The following is a 19,682-nucleotide window of genomic DNA, read 5'->3' as shown; positions in this document are numbered from 1 at the left end:
CGGTCATAAACTGTGCCGGCTTGAAATATCAAGCTTGAAATTTAAATAACAATTGTGTGTCAGTGATGCGGGTGAGCGAGACCGGCTAGAAGGGGAGTTCTACTCCGCATTCAGCCAGTTCGTCGGAAACATCGTCAAAATCCTGTTCAAGCAGGGCTTCGTATTCCCGCTTGTCCCAGACCTCAAACCTGTCTCCGACACCGGCAAGAACAACGTCCTTGTCCAGTTTGCCGCTTTTCCGCAGATGGGAAGGGATGGTGATTCTTCCTTGTTTATCAAGAAAGACTTGTTCGGAACCTGAAATGATGATGCGGATGAAATTTCTGAGTTTCCGACTGGGGTTCTTGATGCTTGTGAGCTTCTGTTCAAGGATGTCCCAGTCCGGCGGAGTGAAACCGACGATGTTTCCCTCAAAAATTGTCAAAGTCACGCAACCCTTCGGAGAATCGGCGTACACTTGGTCGCGATACTCCGGAGTGAGCATAAGTCGGCCTTTATCATCAAGGCTTCTATGTGCGTGACCTCTGAATTTCATTGTTACCACCTAATCACACAGTTCTACCACCAATTCCCCCCGTCTCACCACCTGTGTTGGAAATTGGGAGAAAAGTCAAGACCCCTTTCATAAATAAGAGGGTCTCATTTTGGCTGTTTTCAAGGGTTCGTAACCTTTTGGTGTATTCTAAAAGCTTAAATATACGGAGCTTAGAAAAGATGAAGACAGGTGGAAAAACAATTTAGAAAAATTTTAAAAAAATAATTAAAAAAGTAATCCCGGTGTGGATACTCTTCACGAATCCACATATGAGTGCTATAGGGCAAAAAAAGCAGGGGTGCATTGTATGGGCCGAGGGAAACTGACCGATCATGCAACTGGTGTTGATTCTACTTGTCGATGGGTCTGTCTATCAATTCTGAGCTAATTATTACAGCAGGTTATATCGGGGTGCGTTGAGGATGATTGCAAAAGGCAGATTTGATGTTCCGGATGGTCTTAATGAGGAGTACTACCAGATAAGCTCTGACATTATCCAGAGCTTCAATAAGTTCCGTCCCCCGCTGGATATATTTCTTTTCAAAGAGGAGGTGGGACGGGTCAGTCCATTTTATAAGGTTGGGGAGAGGCTGAGCAAGGAACGCATTGAGATGCTTGCGGAGCTGGTCAAAGAGGGACTGATTTTTGTTTCCCGCAAGGACCATCCGGTATACGTCAAGCACATCGCCTACCAGCTGGACCTTGTCCTGATCGACCGCAACCTCAAGGAAAGCGAGATTGCCGATATTTTTCTTGAAGCCCTGACCATGCGCATCGGTGAATTTTTTGACCAGCCTGTGGGCGTGGTCATGGAGAAGCTGTGGGTCGACCTGATGGTACTTACCGAATATCTCTGGAATGACCCTTACCGCATCAAGGCATTGTCCCGGCGTCTGCATAAGGAACACTCACTGGCAAGGCACAGTGTGAACTGCGGCATTCTGGGGCTGACCATGTTCATCCACCAGAAGGGGGCAGCTTTTGCCAAGGGAGAGATCACCCGCAACCATTTCAACAGACTTACCGCCGGGATGTTCCTGCATGATCTGGGAATGACCAAGATTCCCATCTTCATTCGGGAAAAACCCAAGCCGCTGACCACCGATGAGCGGACCAAGATCGATAAACATCCCATGCTTGGTTACGAAATGCTCAGCAAGCTGGACCTGAAATACAAGGAAATCGAGGCCTGCGTGCTTGAACATCACGAACGGGTGACCGGAAAGGGGTATCCCCAGAAAAAGTCCGGAAGGGATATTTCCAGTCTGGGCAGGCTGATGGCTGCCGTGGATTCCTACTGCGCCATGATTACAGCCCGTCCTTATGCCGAGGCCATAGACCCAAAACAGGCCGCCACCATTATTGCACAGGACAAGGGGTATGACCCTGAAGTGACCAGGAGCATTCAGGCCTGGGCCATGACCCTGAAGTAATCAGGACTGCTTCTGTGCCCAGCGTTTGCCGAGGGCTTTCCCGGCAACGCAGCAACCGGCGGCCATGGCGGACCATTCGATTATTTCAGGCAGTGAAATGGTGCTGTTGAAGTCGCCAAGGTGAGGCCCGGTGGTAAGCGGTATGTCTTCGCATCCTTTTTCTATGGTCATGGCCTTTTCCGGGGCCATGCCGCATTTGATGAGATATTTGCGGAATTCTCCGTCTTCAAGGATGTCCTGATCCACCACCCGCATGAATTCAAACATGTGCCGGTCTATTCCCATCTTATCGATCATGGCTTGTACCAGCTCCGGCACGTGCAGGTCTATTTCGTTCTTGTACTGCATCCCGGTAAAGCCGTGGTAGTAGCGCCTGAAACATTCTATGATTGCCTGCTCGAACAGCTCTGCATCAAAAAGATGACGGGCATCGACAGGCTCGCCGTTCTCGTCAAGGCCGCACAGGTCCGGCTGTCCGGCCCTGAACCAGCTGCCCAGTACCAGCAGGATGGACATGAAGTGGGAACCTATTGCCCAGTAGAAGGAATCACGTCCCGGTTTCATGACCTGGAGGTGCTCAAAGTCGCGCAGCCCTGAAAGCCCGAAGTTGGGGTAGCGGCAGGAATCCAGCCAGCGGTCCAGCCGCCCGAACCTCCGCCATTCGTACACTCCCTCGTCCGTTCTCCTTGTGGCCTGAACCCGGTTGTGAAACAGGGGGATCGGTGCGTCATGGACTATTCCGCGTCCGGCCAGCCAGCCTAGAATGTAGGCATTGCGCCCCATGATCTCGAGCATATCCTCCGCGTTGCAGCGTCTGTCCACCCTGTCATCGTTGGGATATACAAAATAGTCGCTGTGGGCGTGGTAGGCCATGGCATAAAGCTCGTCATGCAGGTTTTCCGGCCTGACATCAGGAAGGCCTTCAATTCTGAACACAATTTGTCCCTCAACCGTGCAGGGCTGCGGACAATCGAAACGGACCGGGCACTGCCTGGCGTCTTCCTGCAGTCTTTGCATCCAGCGGCCCTCAAGGTGAAGTCCTTGCGGGTCCTCTCCCTTGCGGAGAATCTTCACCGAGAAGATCTGGTCTGCCTTTTCCGTGCGCATCACGGCACTCCGACCTGAAAACACGGGATCTTCAATAGCCCCTGCAGATTTAAGCAGCTGTTCCCACCTGATTGAAGGTGCTGCCCCGCTGAACGGTTCCGGAGACTCCGGGAGGTCTATTGCAAATGGTAGAACTCCCAGCCCGCCGGAAGCCTCAATAGCAGGATATTTTTTGCATGTTGATGCCGCTTGAATCTGAAGATGAAGTGCCTTGTGGGAAAGATCCATGTCGGAGCAGCCCTGTCCTACTGCTGCCAGAGCTTTGGCACATTCCCGGTAGAGCAGTTGGGACATGCGCTGGCTTCCGTACCGTTCCTCCATGAGGATATCCCAGACCGCATGGACAATATAATCATCCGCAAAGTCCGGTGAATTCTGCAGCAGGGTGCGTAGGTTGCGCATGTCCATGTAGGCAGCGCTGAATTCCCGGTCAGGGCTGAGTCCCCGGGCATAAAATGTGGCGTCCGATTTGTTCAAGTTGATCCTCTCGTTGTTTCTGTTCCGCAGGATTATACCAAAGAGCCGGATTAGGCCAGTGGATGTAATCGGTTGTTATTGGTTTATAAAATCCATTGTTTGCAAATGCATATGTAGATTCGATTTGTGGAAAGGGAGTTGCTGCTTTATTGGGTAAAGGTTCGTAAACCACTTTTTTAGAGCACACAAAGGGAGATAAGATCATGTCAGAAGCTGGATACAGGGAGATGTGGGAAAACCTGAATCTCGACATTGAGGCCCATGACGGGCTGCTTGAGGTTCTGGGCAAATTTTATGGTGACATCTACATGAGTCAGCAGGGCCGTCTGCAGGGTATGGAGTACCTTGATTTCGTACTTTCCGAAGTGCATGGCCTGCGGGTAAAGGAGCTTATGGATGCCAAGGCCGAAGGCCGCAAGATAGTCGGGACCTTCTGTGTTTTTGTTCCCGAGGAACTTACCCTTGCTGTTGACGCCATTCAGGTGGGACTCTGCGCCGGTGCCGATGCCGGAACCGAAGCTGCCGAGAAACTGGTTCCCCGCAACACCTGCGCGCTGATCAAGTCTTTTATCGGTTTCAAGATGGCTAAAATCTGCCCCTACACCGAGTCCTGTGACTTGATCATCGGTGAAACCACCTGTGACGGCAAGAAGAAGGCCTACGAAGCTTTTTCCGAGATGGCTCCCATGTACGTGATGGAAGTTCCCCAGTGTAAGGAAGCTTCCGACCGTGAACTCTGGAAGTCCGAAGTTATGCGCTTCAAGGAAGAACTTGAAAAACTCACCGGCAGAACCATTACCGCCGAGTCCCTCAAGAAGGGCATAAAGACCGTTAACGATAAGCGTCGTGCTCTGCAGCGCCTCAATACCTTGCGTGCTGCCGTACCTACTCCCATTTCCGGACGTGATGTACTGCTCATCAATCAGGTTAGTTTTTATGATGACCCGGTACGGTTCACCCAGTCCATCAACACCCTCTGCGACCAGATTGAAGCCCGTATCGCCGCCGGCGAAGGTATTGTGCCCGAAAAGACCCCACGGCTCATGTTGTCCGGCTGCCCGATGGCAGTACCCAACTGGAAGCTTCCATATATAGTGGAAAGTTCCGGAGCTGTGGTTGTCTCAGAGGAATCATGTATTGGAACACGCAACACTCGTGATCTGGTGGACGAATCCGGCCAGACCGTAGAGGAAATGCTCGACGCGATCTGTGATCGTTACATGAAAATCGACTGTGCCTGTTTCACTCCCAACAATGAGCGGCTGGACAACATCAAAAAACTGGCCGAAGAAACCAAGGTCGACGGCGTTATTCACTATTCGCTCATGTTCTGCCAGCCCTACACCCATGAAGCTTTCAAGGTGGAAAAGGTTCTGGCCGAGTCCGGACTGCCCATGCTGGCAATTGAAACCGACTACAGCATGGAAGACGTTGAACAGCTCAAGACCAGGGTTGAAGCATTTGTTGAAATGATTTCCTAATCCTGATTCAGCTGAAGAAAGCCCTCGACAGACCTGTCGGGGGCTTTTATAATTTTTGCCTTGTACAATTGTCTCCGGCGGCACCTCTGTTCTCAACAGACCGCTGAACTCGAATACTCGTTAGGCGACTGTAAGGCCTGCCGGGGGTCTGAACCCCTTTGAAAAAGGTTTCAGAATCCCAAACTTTTTTGACAAGGCTTCGCCACTTCGTGAGATTAAATGTCATTAACACGGCGAAGCCCGGGTGAAGAATATGATTGCTGGAATTGATATCGGGTCCCGTTCCATGGAGCTGGTTGTTCTGGATGGGGAACAGGTTGTCCTCAAGCGCAGGCTGCCGACGACGTTTGACCCTGCAGCACAGATTGCCAGAATTTTGGAAGATGTGGATGTGGATCTTATCTCCGCAACCGGTTACGGGCGCAAGCTGGTCACCAGTGAACTGACCGGGACCGAGTGCGTTTCCCTTACCGAGATAAAGGCTTACGCGCTTGGGGTATCGCGTGTCTGTCCGGAGGCACGGACTGTACTTGATATAGGCGGGCAGGACACCAAGGCAATCGCATTGCTGCCGGGCGGCAGGGTCGGAAAGTTCGAAATGAATGACCGCTGTGCCGCCGGAACCGGTAAATTTCTGGAACATCTGGCAACGGTTTTTCAGATTCCCATTGAGGAGTTCGGACAGTATGCTCTTGAGGGAACGGAACCGCTGCCGATCAACAGCATGTGCACTGTTTTTGCGGAGACCGAAGCCACCTCGCTGATGGCTCAGGGCAGGAATCCGCGGGATATTGCCCTGGGGCTGCACGGGTCTATTGTCAGACGCACAGTAAATATGCTTGGTCGGGTGGGGCTTTTCGAACCGCTGGTCTTTGCCGGGGGTGTTGCAAATAATCCCTGTGTTGTCAGTATGTTGAAAGATGCTTTGGGGGTTAATCCCATTGTTCCGGAGGAACCTGATTTTGCCGGTGCGCTGGGTGCCGCTTATTTCGGGCTTTCCCATCAAAAAAATGTTGAATAAATCGTTTGAAAATTGCTTCTTTTCCCGTTAGGTTCCCCTTGTCTGCGGCGATAACCAATATCCTACCCTGCCGTGACCAATATGCCCTCCAGGAGAAACAAGAGCATGTCCGAGAAAAACTTGGAAACCAATGGCGAAGAGAGCTTTGCCGAACTGTTTGAAGCCTTCCAGTCTGAATCCAACGACAACCTGCAGGTCGGGGACAAGATCAAGGGAACCGTAATTTCCATCACCAAGGATTCCGTGTTTATCGACACCGGTTCCAAGGTTGACGGTGTTGTGGACCGTGATGAACTGACCGACGGGGAAGGTGAACTGACCGTTAAAGATGGCGATACCGTTGAACTCTTCGTCATTTCCATGAACAACAATGAAATCGTTCTTTCCAAAGCCATGTCCGGCGCAGGTGGACTGAATATGCTGCGTGAAGCATATGAAAACAAAGTCCCCGTTGAAGGAAAGGTCGCCGAAACATGCAAAGGCGGTTTCAGAGTAAAGATGATGCATCGCAAGGTGTTCTGCCCTGTCAGCCAGATCGACACCACTTTTGTTGAAGATGCTGAGAGCTTTGTAGGCACCACCCACAATTTTCAGATCATCAAGTTCGAGGAAAACGGTCGCAACATTGTAGTTTCCCGCAGGGTTCTTCTGGAACAGGAGCAGGAAAAGGTCCGCGAGCAGTTTGTTAAGGATGTCAATGCCGACGCAGTGCTCGAAGGTAAAGTTACCAAAATCATGCCCTTCGGTGTTTTCGTGGAGCTTGCTCCCGGAGTTGAAGGCATGGTCCACGTCTCCGAGCTCAGCTGGTCACGCACCGCCAAGCCCGAAGAAATCGTACAGCCCGGAGACGAAGTTTCCGTACGCGTTCTTTCCGTCGAGACCCGCGAAGATGGCAAGGGACTCAAGATTGCCCTTTCCCTCAAGCAGCTTCAGGCTGACCCTTGGGATGAAATCGAAGGCAAGATCAACGCCGGAGACAAAATCACCGGAAAGGTTGTCCGTTGTGCCGAGTTCGGAGCTTTTGTTGAAATCGCTCCCGGCGTGGAAGGTCTGGTTCACATCTCCGAGATGAGCTACACCAAACGCGTTCATAAGGCAGAGGACGAAGTTGCTCCCGGTCAGGAAGTTGCAGTCATGGTCAAGGACATCGATATGGCCAAGCGCCGTATCAGCCTTTCCATGAAAGACGCAGCCGGTGACCCCTGGCTTGACGTTGCCGACACCTTCAAAGTCGGACAGGAAGTGGAAGGTACTGTTGAAAACCGTGCTGAGTTCGGTATTTTCATCAACCTCGCTCCCGGTATAACCGGTCTGCTGCCCATGTCCCGCATCAGCCGTTCCGGCAAGCAGGCAGAGCTTGAAGCCCTCAAGCCAGGCGACAAGGTGACCATCTCCATCGAAGAGATCAACACTGTTGATCGCAAGGTAACCCTCACCGCAGGCGAAGCCGTTAAAGGTGAAGAAGAAGTGGATTGGAAGAAATACGCCAAGCCCGCCCCTGCGAAGAAGGCAGCTCCGCGTAAATCAGCATCCAAGTCAGCACCCAAGACCGTTTCTGCCGGAGATACCGGCGGGTTCGGATTGCTTGGGGACAAGCTTCAGGAAGCCTTGAAGAACAAGAAATAACAACAGAAAGGCCGGGCTTGGAAATGAGCCCGGCCTTTTTAATTGTCTGCCATGACCGATAACGAAGTAATCATCTGCTGGGAAGATTGTTGAGCAGGGCTCAAGAAGGTGAGTTCGCGCCTTCATTATCTGCAACCCGGGAAGAGTATCCGGGTGGAGATTCTGCCTGACCAGTACTCCAAGATCGAATCCATCGCCAGGGTCAAGAAAGCGGAAATAACATCGGAAGTATCCCTGCCTGACGGAAAACTCCTGCTGACACTTCATAAGTAATAGTTCCACTCCCGGTATTCACTCTTTCCGTTTCCATAGGATTTTCAGCTATGTCTGCCTTTATTCTCCTTCCTGCCATATTTTTCAGTGCCGGTTTTCTGCAGGGGCTGACCGGGTTCGGTTCGGCCCTCATTGCCATGCCTCTTCTAGCCTATGTGGTTGATATCAAGACTGCGGTCGCTGTCTGTACCCTTTGCGGGGTGACAATCAATTTAAGGATGTGCAGCAATCTGCGGTCAAAGCTGGACAGGAAAAAGGTTCTGCCGCTGATTATCGGCAGTATTCCCGGTGCGGTGTTCGGTACTGTGGTACTCAAGGAAGTTGACGGGCAGATGATAAAACTTTTCCTTGGATTATTGGTGTCCGGCTATGCTTCCTATTCTCTTTTGGTAAAACCGCTGGCCCTCAAGATATCCCCTGTCTGGGGTTATGTCTCAGGGTTCATGACCGGGGCCATAACTGCCTCCGTCAGTGCGGGAGGGCCTCCGACAATTATCTATTCATCACTCATGGGCTGGAAAAAGGACGATTTCAAGGCCACTCTGGCAGGGTTCTTTCTTGTTGCAGCATCTATGGGAGCACTGGGCCATCTGCTGAGCGGGCTTACCACTCTGTATGCGTTCAAACTTTTTCTGGTGTCGCTCGTCCCGGTTCAGTTGGGCGTATTGTTTGGACATAGATTGAGCAGCAGGGTTGCCGAAGGGCTTTACAGAAGAATCGTCATGGTCCTGCTTGTCTTCATGGGATTGATGCTTATATTCCAGAACGTCTAACAATGAAATCAAGCATGGAGTGAGTTGTTTAATGTTCGCAAAAATTTTTCTGGGTTTTGTCCTTATCCCTCTGGTTGACCTTTATATTCTGGTGCAGATCGGGTCAAAAATCGGGACGCTGAACGCTATTGCCCTGTGTCTTCTGACCGCATTTGTGGGAGCCGCACTTGCCAAATCGCAGGGTGTTGCCACCATGCAGAAAGTGCAGGAAAGCCTTAACAGAGGTATCGTTCCGGCAGAGGATATCCTCGACGCGGTGATCATTTTTCTTGCCGGCCTGGTCCTGCTTACGCCGGGATTCATGACCGATATATTCGGACTGCTGCTGCTTTTCCCGCTGACCCGCGGATATTTCAAACGCTGGCTCAGAGTGCAGTTTGAAAGTATCAAGAAACAGCCCAATGTCCACGTTACCTACCACAACACCGAATTTACCGCCTGGACCAATCAGGAGCAGCCCCGTCAGCGCATCGATAATGTCATCGACATCGAACCTGACGATAAGAAAGATAAGCCGCTGCAGTAGAATGCGGCGGTGCAGTCTTCGGGGTACTGCCACAGGCTCTCACGATGCGTAAAAAACAAATAATTATAGCGGCAGGGATAATAGCCATCCTTGCCGCTGTTTTTTTTGCTCTGGATTTCATTTATCCGTTTCCGAAAGATCGACTGTATCCTTCCACTGCCACGGTTGTCAGAGACCGGGATGGCAGTCCGCTTCGGATTTTCCTTCCCCCTGACGGTGCAAGGCGCATGAAGACCGAGCTCGGAGATGTTTCCCCTGTTCTGAAGCGGACGCTCATAGCATCCGAGGACAGCTGGTTCGAATTCCATCCGGGGGTTAACCCGGTAGCGGTAATTCGTGCGGCGGTTACCAACATTGCCGCTGGAAGGGTGGTCTCCGGTGCTTCCACAATTCCCATGCAGATTGCCCGCATGGCCGATCCGCGCCCCAGAACCTTTTCAGCCAAGCTTATCGAATCCTTCCGTGCCATGCAGCTCAAGTTCCACCACAGCAGCGACGAGCTTCTTGAAATATACCTGAACCTGCTGCCATACGGCGGCAATATCGAAGGCGTTGCGGCTGCATCGCATTTTTATTTCGGGCACGGGCCGTCAACCCTATCGCTGGGTGAAGCGGCCCTGCTGACAACATTGCCGCGCGGACCTGTCTACTACGACCCTTTGCGAAACCCCCGTCAGGCTCTGGAGGGACGCAACCGGGTAATGCTCCAGTTACGGGAAAAGGGCGTGTTCCCTGCCGACGAGGTGGAGCGGAACATGAAGCTCCCCCTGCCGGAGAGGATCAGGGCAGTCCCCCTTCACGCTCCTCATTTCAGCCGCATGGTCTTCGAGCGCATCGGACAGGTTCCCGAAATCCTTACCACGCTCGATTCCTCGCTGCAGCAGGCGGCACAGGAGAAACTCCGCAATCATGTCAGCAGGCTGCGCGCTCAGGATATTGATAATGCGGCCTGCGTGATCATCCATATTCCTTCCCGCGAAATTCGCGCCCTTGTGGGGTCGGCAGACTATTTTGAGGACGGCTTCGGCGGGGCGATAAATCTTGCCGGGGTGTCCCGTTCACCCGGTTCCACTCTCAAACCATTTCTGTACGCGCTGGCCTTTGAACAGGGATTGATGGTTCCCGGCAGTTTTCTGTATGACATCCCGGTGGATTATTCCGGGTATGCCCCGGAAAATTATGACCGGAGCTGGAGCGGTCAGGTTACCGTAAAGGAGGCGTTGGCCCGTTCCCTGAATGTTCCGGCAGTCAACACGCTGGCCTGGACCGGGGTGGATGAATTCCTTACCCTGTTGCGCAAGGGCGGCATAAGCACGCTCGACAGGACTGCTGACAAGTACGGACTTCCTCTAGCGCTGGGTGGATGTGAGACAAAACTGACCGAGCTGACCAATCTTTACGCCTGTCTCGCAGACGGGGGGATGTACAAGCCTCTGACCTTCCTGCCCGGCAATGAACCCGTTTCCGCAAATCTGATCTCGCCGGAATCTTCCTGGCTCGTGCTTGATATGCTTTCTTCGGTCACCAGACCGGATATGGATGACACATGGATGATGACCCGCGACATGCCGCAGGCCGGATGGAAAACCGGAACATCCTTCGGGCATCGCGATGCATGGGCAATAGGTCTTTCAGGCGACTACGCCGTAGGTGTGTGGGTAGGCAATCCGGACGGCAGGCCGCGCAAGGGGATTTCCGGTGCTGTTCATGCCGGACCGCTGCTTTTCGATCTGCTCCGGCTGGCCGCCCCGGGCGGGAAATTGCCCCCTCCGCCGGACGGACCCGGGATTTCCGAAGTGCAGGTCTGTGCCCACAGCCGTCAGCTTCCCGGACCTTTCTGTACCGAACGCACCACCATCCGTACCCTTTCCGGGCGCACCAGACTGCATCCCTGCGAAGAATGCCGCCAGATATTTGTGGATGTCCGGACCGGTTACCGTCTTTCCGGAGAGTGCCTCGACCGGCCCGGCATTGAACGCAGGATTGTCCGCACCATACCGCCAAACCTTGCCCTTTGGCGGGCCGCCAATAATCTGGAAGTTCCGCACATGCCGCCGTTGTCGCCGGATTGCGATCTTATTCCCGCCGGAGCTGCGCCGCGGATAATTTCCCCTGCAGCAAGCACGCCGTATCTGCTGCGCCGCGACACGCCGCTGCAATTTCAGCAGATAGCCCTCAAGGCTGAAGCCGGACCGGAGAGCGGAGTGCTGTACTGGTTTTTGGATGGAAGGCTGGTCAGCAAGGGGGAGATCAACGAAAAACAGTTCACCGAAGTGAGCAGGGGAACGCACCGAATTTCAGTTACCGACCAGATCGGCCGAACAGATACGGTCATATTTGAGGTGAAGTAGCTGGGGGACGTTTTTATTCCTGCCCTCAAGTGCCTAGGCCCTCCGGAGGCAACTCTTCCGGCTAATCCTGAATAACGTCAGCCAGAACGAATGTTCCGGGGAATCCGGGGCCGAGGCTGACGAGGGCTTTGCGGGCATTGCCGAGCGTTTTGTACATGCCGACCTGAACCTTGAAAATCTGGGCACTGTCAGTTACCAGCCGAACTATGCGGGTGTTGGTAAATCCGGCCTTGTGCAGTCTTTCGACGAGCCTTTCGGCATTATCCTTGACTTTGTAAGCACCAGCCTGAATGTAGAAAGCGCCATACAGTTCTTTTTGAACCGTGGCAGGAGCGGGGGCGGCTGTGACCGGGGCTGGTTTCGGTGCAGGGCGGTATGGTTCGATGCTGACCTTGGCTTTGCCGGAGTCGATGAAGCCGAGTTCCTGTGCTGCTGCCCTTGAGAGGTCGATTATACGGTCAGGGACAAAGGGGCCGCGGTCATTGATGATAACCGCAACGCTTTTTTTGTTGCTCAGGTTGGTGACGGTCACTTTTACTCCCAGCGGCAGGTAGTTGTGCGCGGCAGTGAATTTTTCCATATCGTATGGCTCACCGGATGCGGTCACCTTTCCGTGAAACTTCTCACCGTACCATGAGGCGACGCCTTCTTCTCTGTAGTCAGCCGGGATAACCGGTGTATCTGCTGTTTCAACGGCTGCCGATGGTGCTTCAGCCGGGGCGTCTTCCTGTGCCAGTGCCGTATTTGCGGTCAGCAGAAGCAGCAATGCCATGTGGGTGAGGAAAAAGTGTCTTATCATCAATATCTCCTGCCGTGTATTGTATGTATCAGGCCCGTTACCATTATGCACATTTTCAATTCCTTGCAAGAAGAGCGCATTACAACTTTTTCATTTCACGCTCACGCATGGTTTCATCAAACTGTCCCAGCTCGTACATGCGGATCTTATTGCTGCGGGGGAATTCCCTTTTGAAGAGGGTTTTCAGCAGCTTGCGCATGGAGTCCAATTTTGTTTCGTGGGTGATTGTATCGTATCCGTCCTCATAAATGATGAAATCGCCCTCCTGAACGTGTAGGATGAGCAGAGAACGGTTGCGTTTATAGGTACGCAGGTCTATGCAATGGCCCACGGGAATCTTTTGGAGCTTCCTAAGTACCGATTCCAGAGCAGTCGTTTTATCTATCATGCAGAGACGATATAGCGGCACAAGGAGAACTGTCAAATATGACCAATGATAACGAAGCCCTCAGCAGGGGAAGTATATTCGAGTGCGAGATTGAATCGCTTGCTTTCGGCGGCAAGGGAATTGCCCGCCATGACGGTATGACCGTTTTTGTGGACCGCGCAGTTCCCGGACAGAAGGTCCGCTGCGAAGTCACCGGACTCAAGAAACGTTTTGCCGAGGCAAGGCGGCTGGAGGTCCTCTGTGCTTCTGAGCAGGAACAGGAGCCTTTCTGTGCACATTTCGGAATCTGCGGAGGCTGTCTGCATCAGGATATGACTTATGAATCCCAGTTGCGGTGGAAGGGCAGACAGGTCAGCGAAACACTTCAGCGCCTCGGGAAGGTTTCCGCTGAAATTCCCGGCATGGGTGAGTCTGCTCTGGGTTCCCCTGCTTCTGAAGGGTTCCGTAACAAAATGGAATTTTCCTTTTCAGGTCAGGGAGACGGGTTGAGACTGGGCTTCAAGGTGCGCGGCTCCGAGACCGAGGTGCTTAATGTCGGGTCATGCCCGTTGCTGCCGGAATCCTGCACTGAAATTCCTGCCTTGGTTCGTGACTATTGCGCCGCCACAGGGCTTGAGGCCTATCGTCATGGTCGCGGAGGATACTGGAGGAAGCTGGTGGTGCGTATCTCTCATGCCACAGGGGAGATCATGGTCCACCTGATTACCGGGCCTGCGAAAAGTCACGGCCGGATAAAGGGACTCGAAAAGCTTCTTTTTGAACGGGTGGAGCAGTTGAAGACCTTTGCGCACTCCACCCGCAAGGGACGGGCGGACCTTGCTACCGGGGAGCAGCTTGTATCTCTTTGCGGCGAACCTTTCATAACCGAGACCCTGAAAAGATCCGATGGTATAGGGGTGAGCTATCGGATCAGCCCGAATTCATTTTTCCAGACCAACTCCGGCGGCGCCGAAAAGCTTTACCGGCGCAGTGTGGAGATTGCCGGACCCTGTGCAGAGGATGTTGTTTTCGACCTGTTCTGCGGATCAGGCGGCATAGGACTGTTCATGGCCAGGGACGTACGGAAGGTTATCGGCATTGAGATTTCCGGGGAGACAGTTCTGTCGGCCCGGGAAAATGCGAAGCTCAACTGGCTGAAAAATACCGAATACATGGTTGGCAACCTTACCCGTGAAGAGGATTTCCCCCGGGACCTGCCAGCGCCTGACCTTATTATAGTGGACCCGCCCCGCAGCGGAGTTCCGGGCCCTGCCCTTGAACGGATTCTGGACCTCGCGCCAAAGAAAATATTATATATTTCCTGTAATCCTGCGACACTGGCCCGTGACAGTGCTGTTCTGGGGACGGAATATTCCATGAAGGAATTCTCCGCAGTGGATATGTTTCCCCATACCGCTCACGTAGAATGCATCGCCTTGTTGACTAGAGCGGGATAAAACTGCCACAATCTGATAAGCTTGAGGGAGGGGAGGCTTCCCGCTGGCATTCGTTATCTTTTGCTTCCGGACACGCAGATGCTTTGTGGTCCGTAACATGGATTTATGACTGAACAAGTAATTCAGGATACCCTGCTCAGAGAGCTGCGTCGGCTGAACCTGTACCCGCCGGAGGTCAGGCAGCTTGGTGAGTTGCGCTCCAAAATCGAGGAACGGGTCAAAAACGCCCGTTCACCCGGAGATGATCTGGATCTGTCCAAGTACACTGTCATGCTTTACGGCATGGCTTTGAAGTCACTTGAAGCGGATGCCTCTGAAGGTCGCAAGAGTTCATACGCGCAGGAAGATGATGATTACGCTCCCTTCATCTGTCTTGATGCCTTATCCGTACTGGGAATCTGTTCCAGAACCATGGCTGCAGAGCTGCTCTGCAACAAGCTCCTTCCTTTTTCCCGGTTAAAGCAATGGTTTGAAGAGAAACCTGATGCCGTAGCCGTTTCTGTTGCTGACAGGATTGTAGCCCTGAATCCCGCCAATGCCCTTGAACGTGTGAATTATGCACGTTCAGTCATAGCAAAAGCCTCGTCTTTTGAGCGGAACAGGGCGGTGGCTTTCTTCAAGGGGAACGGAACCCGTAAGGGGCAGCTTACATTTTCCACGCTGGAAAATTTCATGAGCGGGAACTTCGGTACCGAATGCCGCCGCAGCCTCAGTGAGCCGCAGACTCTTGAAGAGATCAGCGAATGCACGGAAAGCATGCCGTCTTATCCGGAAATTGCGCTGGTTCAGGACGTGGCCTTCCATCTGCGCACAATGGACCCGGTGATCATGAAGAAGGTGCTCCGGGCGGTGGAGCGGCTGGCTGATGAGGTAGATGACGAAACCATGAAGCAGGTGATCCCGCTGGCCATGTCTCCGTCTCTGTTTCTCGCCAAGGCGGCCATGGACGTCATTGCCAAGTTCGGTGGCAGGAGGCGCGGCAGGATTTTTGCGCGGGTTTTCAACGGCTCCACCCAGACCAGGGCCGAGCTGGTAAACAGGCTTCCCCTGCTCAGCGGCGATAATTTCGTCCAGTTCATGAACAGCATTCCGAAGGAATTCCATTCTCCGGTAATCTCCACTGTTTTTTCCACCCTGTCTGAAGAAGATCCCCAGTGTTTCGGGACGATTCTTTCCTCCGTGCTCAAAAAATCCCGGAGCAAGAGCAAGAAGCTGTTTGAACCTATGCTGAAGGATATTTTCGAGCGGGATTCCCTTACCGAGCCCGGACGCCCCGACATGGGAGAAGGCAGGTCCATGCAGGGAATCGATTTCATCAAGCTTGGTGCACCCATTGTGCTCAACGTGATGAAGAAAAAGAGCAACAGCGGTTTTACGAGAATCTTCGGGCAGGAAGATGATGTCTCCGACGGGGCGCAGGATATTTACACCGACGGACAGATCGCCAATCAGCACATCCATAAGCTGAACCGCTGGAAGAGCAGGGGGAAGGGCATTGTCTTCCGCAACTGCTCATTCTCGGCCTGCGACTTCCGGGCATCATTCATGGAGGGGTGTGTTTACAGGAACTGTAAATTTGAATCCTGTTCATTTGCCGAATCCACCTATTCAGAATCCCGGTTCAGGGATTGTTCCTTCAGCAGCTGTTCCTTTCAACAGGCGCTTCTGTACGATTGCACTTTCAAATCCTGTTCCTTCCGTTGCTCCCATTTTGATTCCGCAGTCTTTTTCATGGCTTCCTTTGACGGATGCAGGTTTGATTTAACCGCTTTTCCCGGGGCATTCTTCTGCCGGGCAGGGTTCAAGTCCTGCGGTTTCAGGGTTGCCGACCTGCGTGAGGCGTATGTCTACAAGGGCAGGCTTCTTGGGGTCTCGTTTGCTAACTGCGATTTCAGCGGCGCTTTTTTCAGTGCAGGGGAGGCCCGTACTCTTGAGTTCTGCGATTGCTCGACTTTCGGCTTGAAGGCCCTGAGTATGAAGACCGGAGATTCCGAACTGCTCAAAGCCATGAACAGGACGCTTGCCGGCCGACTCGGGCTTCGGGAGAGGCTGAAGAAAAGAAGCCGTTCCCTTGGAAAGCTTGATCAGTATCAGCGGGCCATTCAGCACAGTGCCGTGAAACTCTGGTTTGCCTTCAAGGATATACAGCGTTCTCATGCCCGTTTTGCGGAGAACAACAGCCGCAGGCTTGCATGGGCCGGTTCGCGGATGAATGAGAAGGGAAGAACGTTCTTTCAGATTCTGCCTGCTCTTCTGCACACAACGGTTTTCGAGCGTTCAACCGGGATAACGGATCTTAGTGTACCTTCCTCCATGAAGGGGTACCATCTTTCGGCTGAAGTCCTGCGTTGTATGGGTGAGATATTCCCCGATGTGAAAATTGAGGACGAGGTCGAGGCAGCGGTTCCGATCGAGGCCCTGATGTCCATAGGCAGCACCGGGACCATTGCGCAGGGAGCCTCCTCTGATCTGGACTGCTGGGTCTGCTGCGATTTTTCCGGCAGCAGGGGCGACAGCAGGGAACGGCTGCAGTTCAAGCTGCGGGCCATTGAGGAATGGGCTGACAGCGAATTCGCTCTTGAGGTGCATTTTTTCATCATGGATGTTCGGGAAGTGCGCGACAACATGTTCGGCCTCAGTGACGAGGAAAGCTCCGGCTCCGCCCAGAGTGCCCTTCTCAAGGAGGAATTCTACCGCACTGCCCTGCTTATTTCCGGCAAGCCCCCCCTGTGGTGGTTCAGTCCGCCGGAAGCAGACGAAAAGGCATATCAGGATACTCTGAAGAGGGTTTCACTGCTTTGCGGAAAGGATTACTTCACAGATCTCGGCAATGTACCGCACATTCCCTTGGAAGAATTTTTCGGGGCCTCTCTCTGGCAGATCGTCAAGGGGGTCAAGAGTCCTTTCAAGTCCATAATGAAATTCGGGCTGCTTGAGCTTTATACCTCCGGCAGAAAGACTTCCCTTTTGTGTGAGAGCATCAAGAGGAATATTCTGGACGGTATGCGCAGGTTGCGGCGCGTTGATCCCTACATGCTCCTGTATCGCGACCTTGCCGATTTTTACACGGAACAGGGCAATCCCGAGTATACCTGGCTCACCGCAATGGCTTTGCGGTTGAAGTGTGGCCTGCTGGAAGAAAAAAGGCTGGATAGTGTTCCGGAACGGCCTGAGGAAAGGGAGATTATAGAATTCGCAACCGGGCTGGCTGGTACCAACAGTCCGGGCTGTCTCAAGGGATTCAAGGGGCTTTCCGATTTCAGGTCCGTTGTGGCCCTTGGTGACAAGATCAACCAGTTCATGCTCAAGACCTATATGAAGGTACGTGGAGAGCAGGACGGTGTTGCCGGATCGGCCATAACTCCTGAAGACCTTACCCGGCTGGGACGGGTGATCTTTTCCAATTTCGCCAAGCGCAAGCACAAGGTCGAGCGCGTAAGTCTGCCCGGTTCCCGGACGCACTTCTTTGACAGCCTGATTGTAACCCGCGATAAGGGCGGTGTCTGGGATATTCAGGGCGAATATGCGGTCGAGGCCGGATCAAGGGTGGAACAGACAACCGTTGAGTCAGGGAAGGATCTCACTTCCATGCTGGTCTGGGTGGCCCTTAACGGAATTTACAACCGGGATATGAAAATCAGGAGCGACATGAGCTCCGCCCCGGTGCGCGACCGCGAAGTTGCAGGCCTGCTGGAAAGCCTGATGCAGTTCTTCCCCCGTGGCAAGGTTTTCAAGACCCCGGTGGAGGAAGCCCTCAATCAGGAGCAGATACAAAGGGCCTTTTTTATAGTGAACTTCTGTTCACCTCGTGAGGATAAAAAGGTCCGGGAAGTCTATCTGGTCTACAGCACCAACTGGGGAGAGGTCTTCTGCAAACCCATAGACGTCACCCCGGCACTGGTCGAGACACCGGAAGCTTACCTGAAAACCGAGATGGCCGACATCTGCAGCAGTCCGGTAAAGATGGGGCAGTTCGTCCCCCAGAGTTCGGTCTGCCCGTACCTGAAAATTCCGGTGGATTGATTCTTATGGTCTTCTGGCCGGAATCCCGGCATAACAGGTTGTTCAACAAGCCTGAAAAACGGTCTTCTTTAAATTCAGATCAAACTGTCCGGACATTGGTCCATAGTCATTCATTTTGAGGTGGATATGCCGATAATTCGAAAGAGCCTGTTGCAGCTTATTTTTTCCGGTTCGTTCATGAAACGCTGGAACGACAAGCTCAGGCCGATGGAACTGGTCGAGGTGGACAAGCAGGCCCACAAGATGATTGCGGCCTGGATTCTGTTTGAACTCAACAGTGAAAAAATGGATCAGCGGGATAAAATCCGGCTCGGAGACAGCATCGTTGAGGGCGGAATTTTCGAGTATCTTTTCCGCATGGTCATTACCGACATCAAGCCTCCTGTCTTTTACCGCATCAAGGAAAATCCCGAACACTACAACAAACTTTCCACATGGGTGCTCAAACAGTTGCGTCCAAGGCTCATGCCTCTGGGCGGAGAATTCTGGGAGCGGCTGACCGAGTATCATCTCAGTCCGGAATCAGACTCGCTGGCCCGGAAGATCCTTGACGCTTCACATATGTATGCAAGCTATTCGGAATTCAAGCTGCTCAAGCATCTGAACCAGCCGGATGACGAGCTTGCAGGCATAGAACAGAACTTTACCAACCGATTGGACAGTTATTCCGACCTTTCCGGGGTCACCCAGCTTCTGCATTCGGAGTCGACTCCGCTGGGACGTTTTGCCGACCTCTGCGGAAGGCTGCGTTTCCAGACCCGCTGGTCCCAGACGCCGCGTATTCCTGAAACTTCCGTACTGGGGCATGTTTTTATCGTGGCAATCTTTGCCTGGTTTTTCAGCATGGAAAAGGGGGCCTGTCCGGCCCGCAGGCAGAACAATTTTTTTACCGGCCTGTTTCATGACATCCCTGAGCTGCTTACCCGGGACATAATTTCTCCGGTCAAGAAGTCCGATCCGACCATCGGAGAGCTGATCAAGGAATACGAAGATGAGGAAATGGAAAGGCGGATTATGGCTCCGCTTCAGGAAAACGGGTACCACGGCATCGCTTCCCGGCTGGGTTACTTCCTCGGCCTTGAATGCGGGTCCGAGTTCTATGCTCAGGCAATTGTAGGCGGTACGGCCAAGCGAATATCAACAGACGAACTCGATGCCCGCTACAATGACGACTGTTATGACCCCAAGGATGGAGAGCTGCTGAAGCTCTGCGATCATCTGGCCGCGTTTCTTGAAGCCTATAATGCCATGCGCAACGGTATCACCTCATCTCATCTGCATCAGGCATACTGGCGCATCAGCCAGAAGTACATGGAGAACCCGGTGGTTGCCGGAATTCATGTCGGGCCTCTTCTGGCTGATTTTGAGTAAATCACTTTGCGAAAATTATGTTAATATGATTTAACCATGTTGAATGACTGCTTACTTGGCCG

Annotated in this window: 14 protein-coding genes; 10 read left to right on the top strand and 4 right to left on the bottom strand. The window is 52.9% G+C overall.

Annotated features, from left to right (window positions below; all coding sequences use genetic code 11):
- Positions 1 to 85: 85 nt before the first annotated feature.
- Positions 86 to 535: a division/cell wall cluster transcriptional repressor MraZ gene (gene mraZ, locus N7E73_RS05095; protein WP_432737950.1), complete on the bottom strand. Its 450-nt coding sequence runs from the start codon at positions 533 to 535 to the stop codon at positions 86 to 88.
- Between the two features lie 422 nt (positions 536 to 957).
- On the opposite strand from mraZ, the gene N7E73_RS05090 reads away from it, so the two are divergent.
- Complete coding sequence (locus N7E73_RS05090; RefSeq protein WP_432737949.1) at positions 958 to 1,968, top strand: HD-GYP domain-containing protein; 1,011 nt, start codon at positions 958 to 960, stop codon at positions 1,966 to 1,968.
- On the opposite strand, the gene N7E73_RS05085 is transcribed toward N7E73_RS05090, so the two are convergent.
- Positions 1,969 to 3,552, bottom strand: a complete 1,584-nt coding sequence (locus N7E73_RS05085; protein WP_432737948.1) for a SidJ-related pseudokinase — start codon at positions 3,550 to 3,552, stop codon at positions 1,969 to 1,971.
- 203 nt (positions 3,553 to 3,755) lie between these two features.
- Between N7E73_RS05085 and N7E73_RS05080 the strand changes: the two genes are divergently transcribed.
- The 6 genes from N7E73_RS05080 to pbpC all read left to right on the top strand — a co-directional run bounded on the left by N7E73_RS05080 (position 3,756) and on the right by pbpC (position 11,603).
- Entirely contained in the window at positions 3,756 to 5,033 is a 1,278-nt protein-coding gene (locus N7E73_RS05080) for a double-cubane-cluster-containing anaerobic reductase (RefSeq protein WP_432737947.1), read from the top strand.
- Positions 5,034 to 5,286: 253 nt separating this feature from the next.
- A complete protein-coding gene (locus N7E73_RS05075; RefSeq protein ID WP_432737945.1) occupies positions 5,287 to 6,054 on the top strand; it encodes an acyl-CoA dehydratase activase in 768 nt (255 codons plus the stop codon).
- Between the two features lie 105 nt (positions 6,055 to 6,159).
- Positions 6,160 to 7,680, top strand: a complete 1,521-nt coding sequence (locus tag N7E73_RS05070; protein WP_432737944.1) for a 30S ribosomal protein S1 — start codon at positions 6,160 to 6,162, stop codon at positions 7,678 to 7,680.
- Between the two features lie 323 nt (positions 7,681 to 8,003).
- Positions 8,004 to 8,726 carry a sulfite exporter TauE/SafE family protein gene (locus N7E73_RS05065; RefSeq protein ID WP_432737943.1) on the top strand — a complete coding sequence of 241 codons (723 nt, stop codon included), beginning with the start codon at positions 8,004 to 8,006 and terminating at the stop codon, positions 8,724 to 8,726.
- 31 nt (positions 8,727 to 8,757) lie between these two features.
- A complete protein-coding gene (locus tag N7E73_RS05060; protein WP_432737942.1) occupies positions 8,758 to 9,252 on the top strand; it encodes an FxsA family protein in 495 nt (164 codons plus the stop codon).
- Positions 9,253 to 9,296: 44 nt separating this feature from the next.
- On the top strand, positions 9,297 to 11,603 hold the full coding sequence (gene pbpC / locus N7E73_RS05055) for a penicillin-binding protein 1C (protein WP_432737940.1): 2,307 nt from the start codon (positions 9,297 to 9,299) through the stop codon (positions 11,601 to 11,603).
- Between the two features lie 61 nt (positions 11,604 to 11,664).
- On the opposite strand, the gene N7E73_RS05050 is transcribed toward pbpC, so the two are convergent.
- Both N7E73_RS05050 and N7E73_RS05045 read right to left on the bottom strand, forming a co-directional pair.
- On the bottom strand, positions 11,665 to 12,402 hold the full coding sequence (locus tag N7E73_RS05050) for a septal ring lytic transglycosylase RlpA family protein (protein WP_432737939.1): 738 nt from the start codon (positions 12,400 to 12,402) through the stop codon (positions 11,665 to 11,667).
- A gap of 79 nt (positions 12,403 to 12,481) precedes the next feature.
- Positions 12,482 to 12,790: a hypothetical protein gene (locus tag N7E73_RS05045; RefSeq protein WP_432737938.1), complete on the bottom strand. Its 309-nt coding sequence runs from the start codon at positions 12,788 to 12,790 to the stop codon at positions 12,482 to 12,484.
- A 38-nt stretch (positions 12,791 to 12,828) separates the two neighbouring features.
- On the opposite strand from N7E73_RS05045, the gene rlmD reads away from it, so the two are divergent.
- From rlmD to N7E73_RS05030, 3 genes are all read left to right on the top strand, one after another.
- Positions 12,829 to 14,226: a 23S rRNA (uracil(1939)-C(5))-methyltransferase RlmD gene (rlmD, locus tag N7E73_RS05040; protein WP_432737937.1), complete on the top strand. Its 1,398-nt coding sequence runs from the start codon at positions 12,829 to 12,831 to the stop codon at positions 14,224 to 14,226.
- 105 nt (positions 14,227 to 14,331) lie between these two features.
- On the top strand, positions 14,332 to 18,249 hold the full coding sequence (locus N7E73_RS05035) for a class I adenylate cyclase (RefSeq protein ID WP_432737936.1): 3,918 nt from the start codon (positions 14,332 to 14,334) through the stop codon (positions 18,247 to 18,249).
- A 126-nt stretch (positions 18,250 to 18,375) separates the two neighbouring features.
- Entirely contained in the window at positions 18,376 to 19,620 is a 1,245-nt protein-coding gene (locus tag N7E73_RS05030; protein ID WP_432737935.1) for an HD domain-containing protein, read from the top strand.
- Positions 19,621 to 19,682: the final 62 nt, after the last annotated feature.

Origin of the sequence: Maridesulfovibrio sp. FT414, assembly GCF_050916235.1 — a bacterium.
In the GTDB taxonomy this organism is placed as follows: Bacteria; Desulfobacterota; Desulfovibrionia; order Desulfovibrionales; family Desulfovibrionaceae; genus Maridesulfovibrio.
Note: the sequence above shows the minus strand (reverse complement) of the source record. Positions and strands in the feature narration are given on the sequence as shown.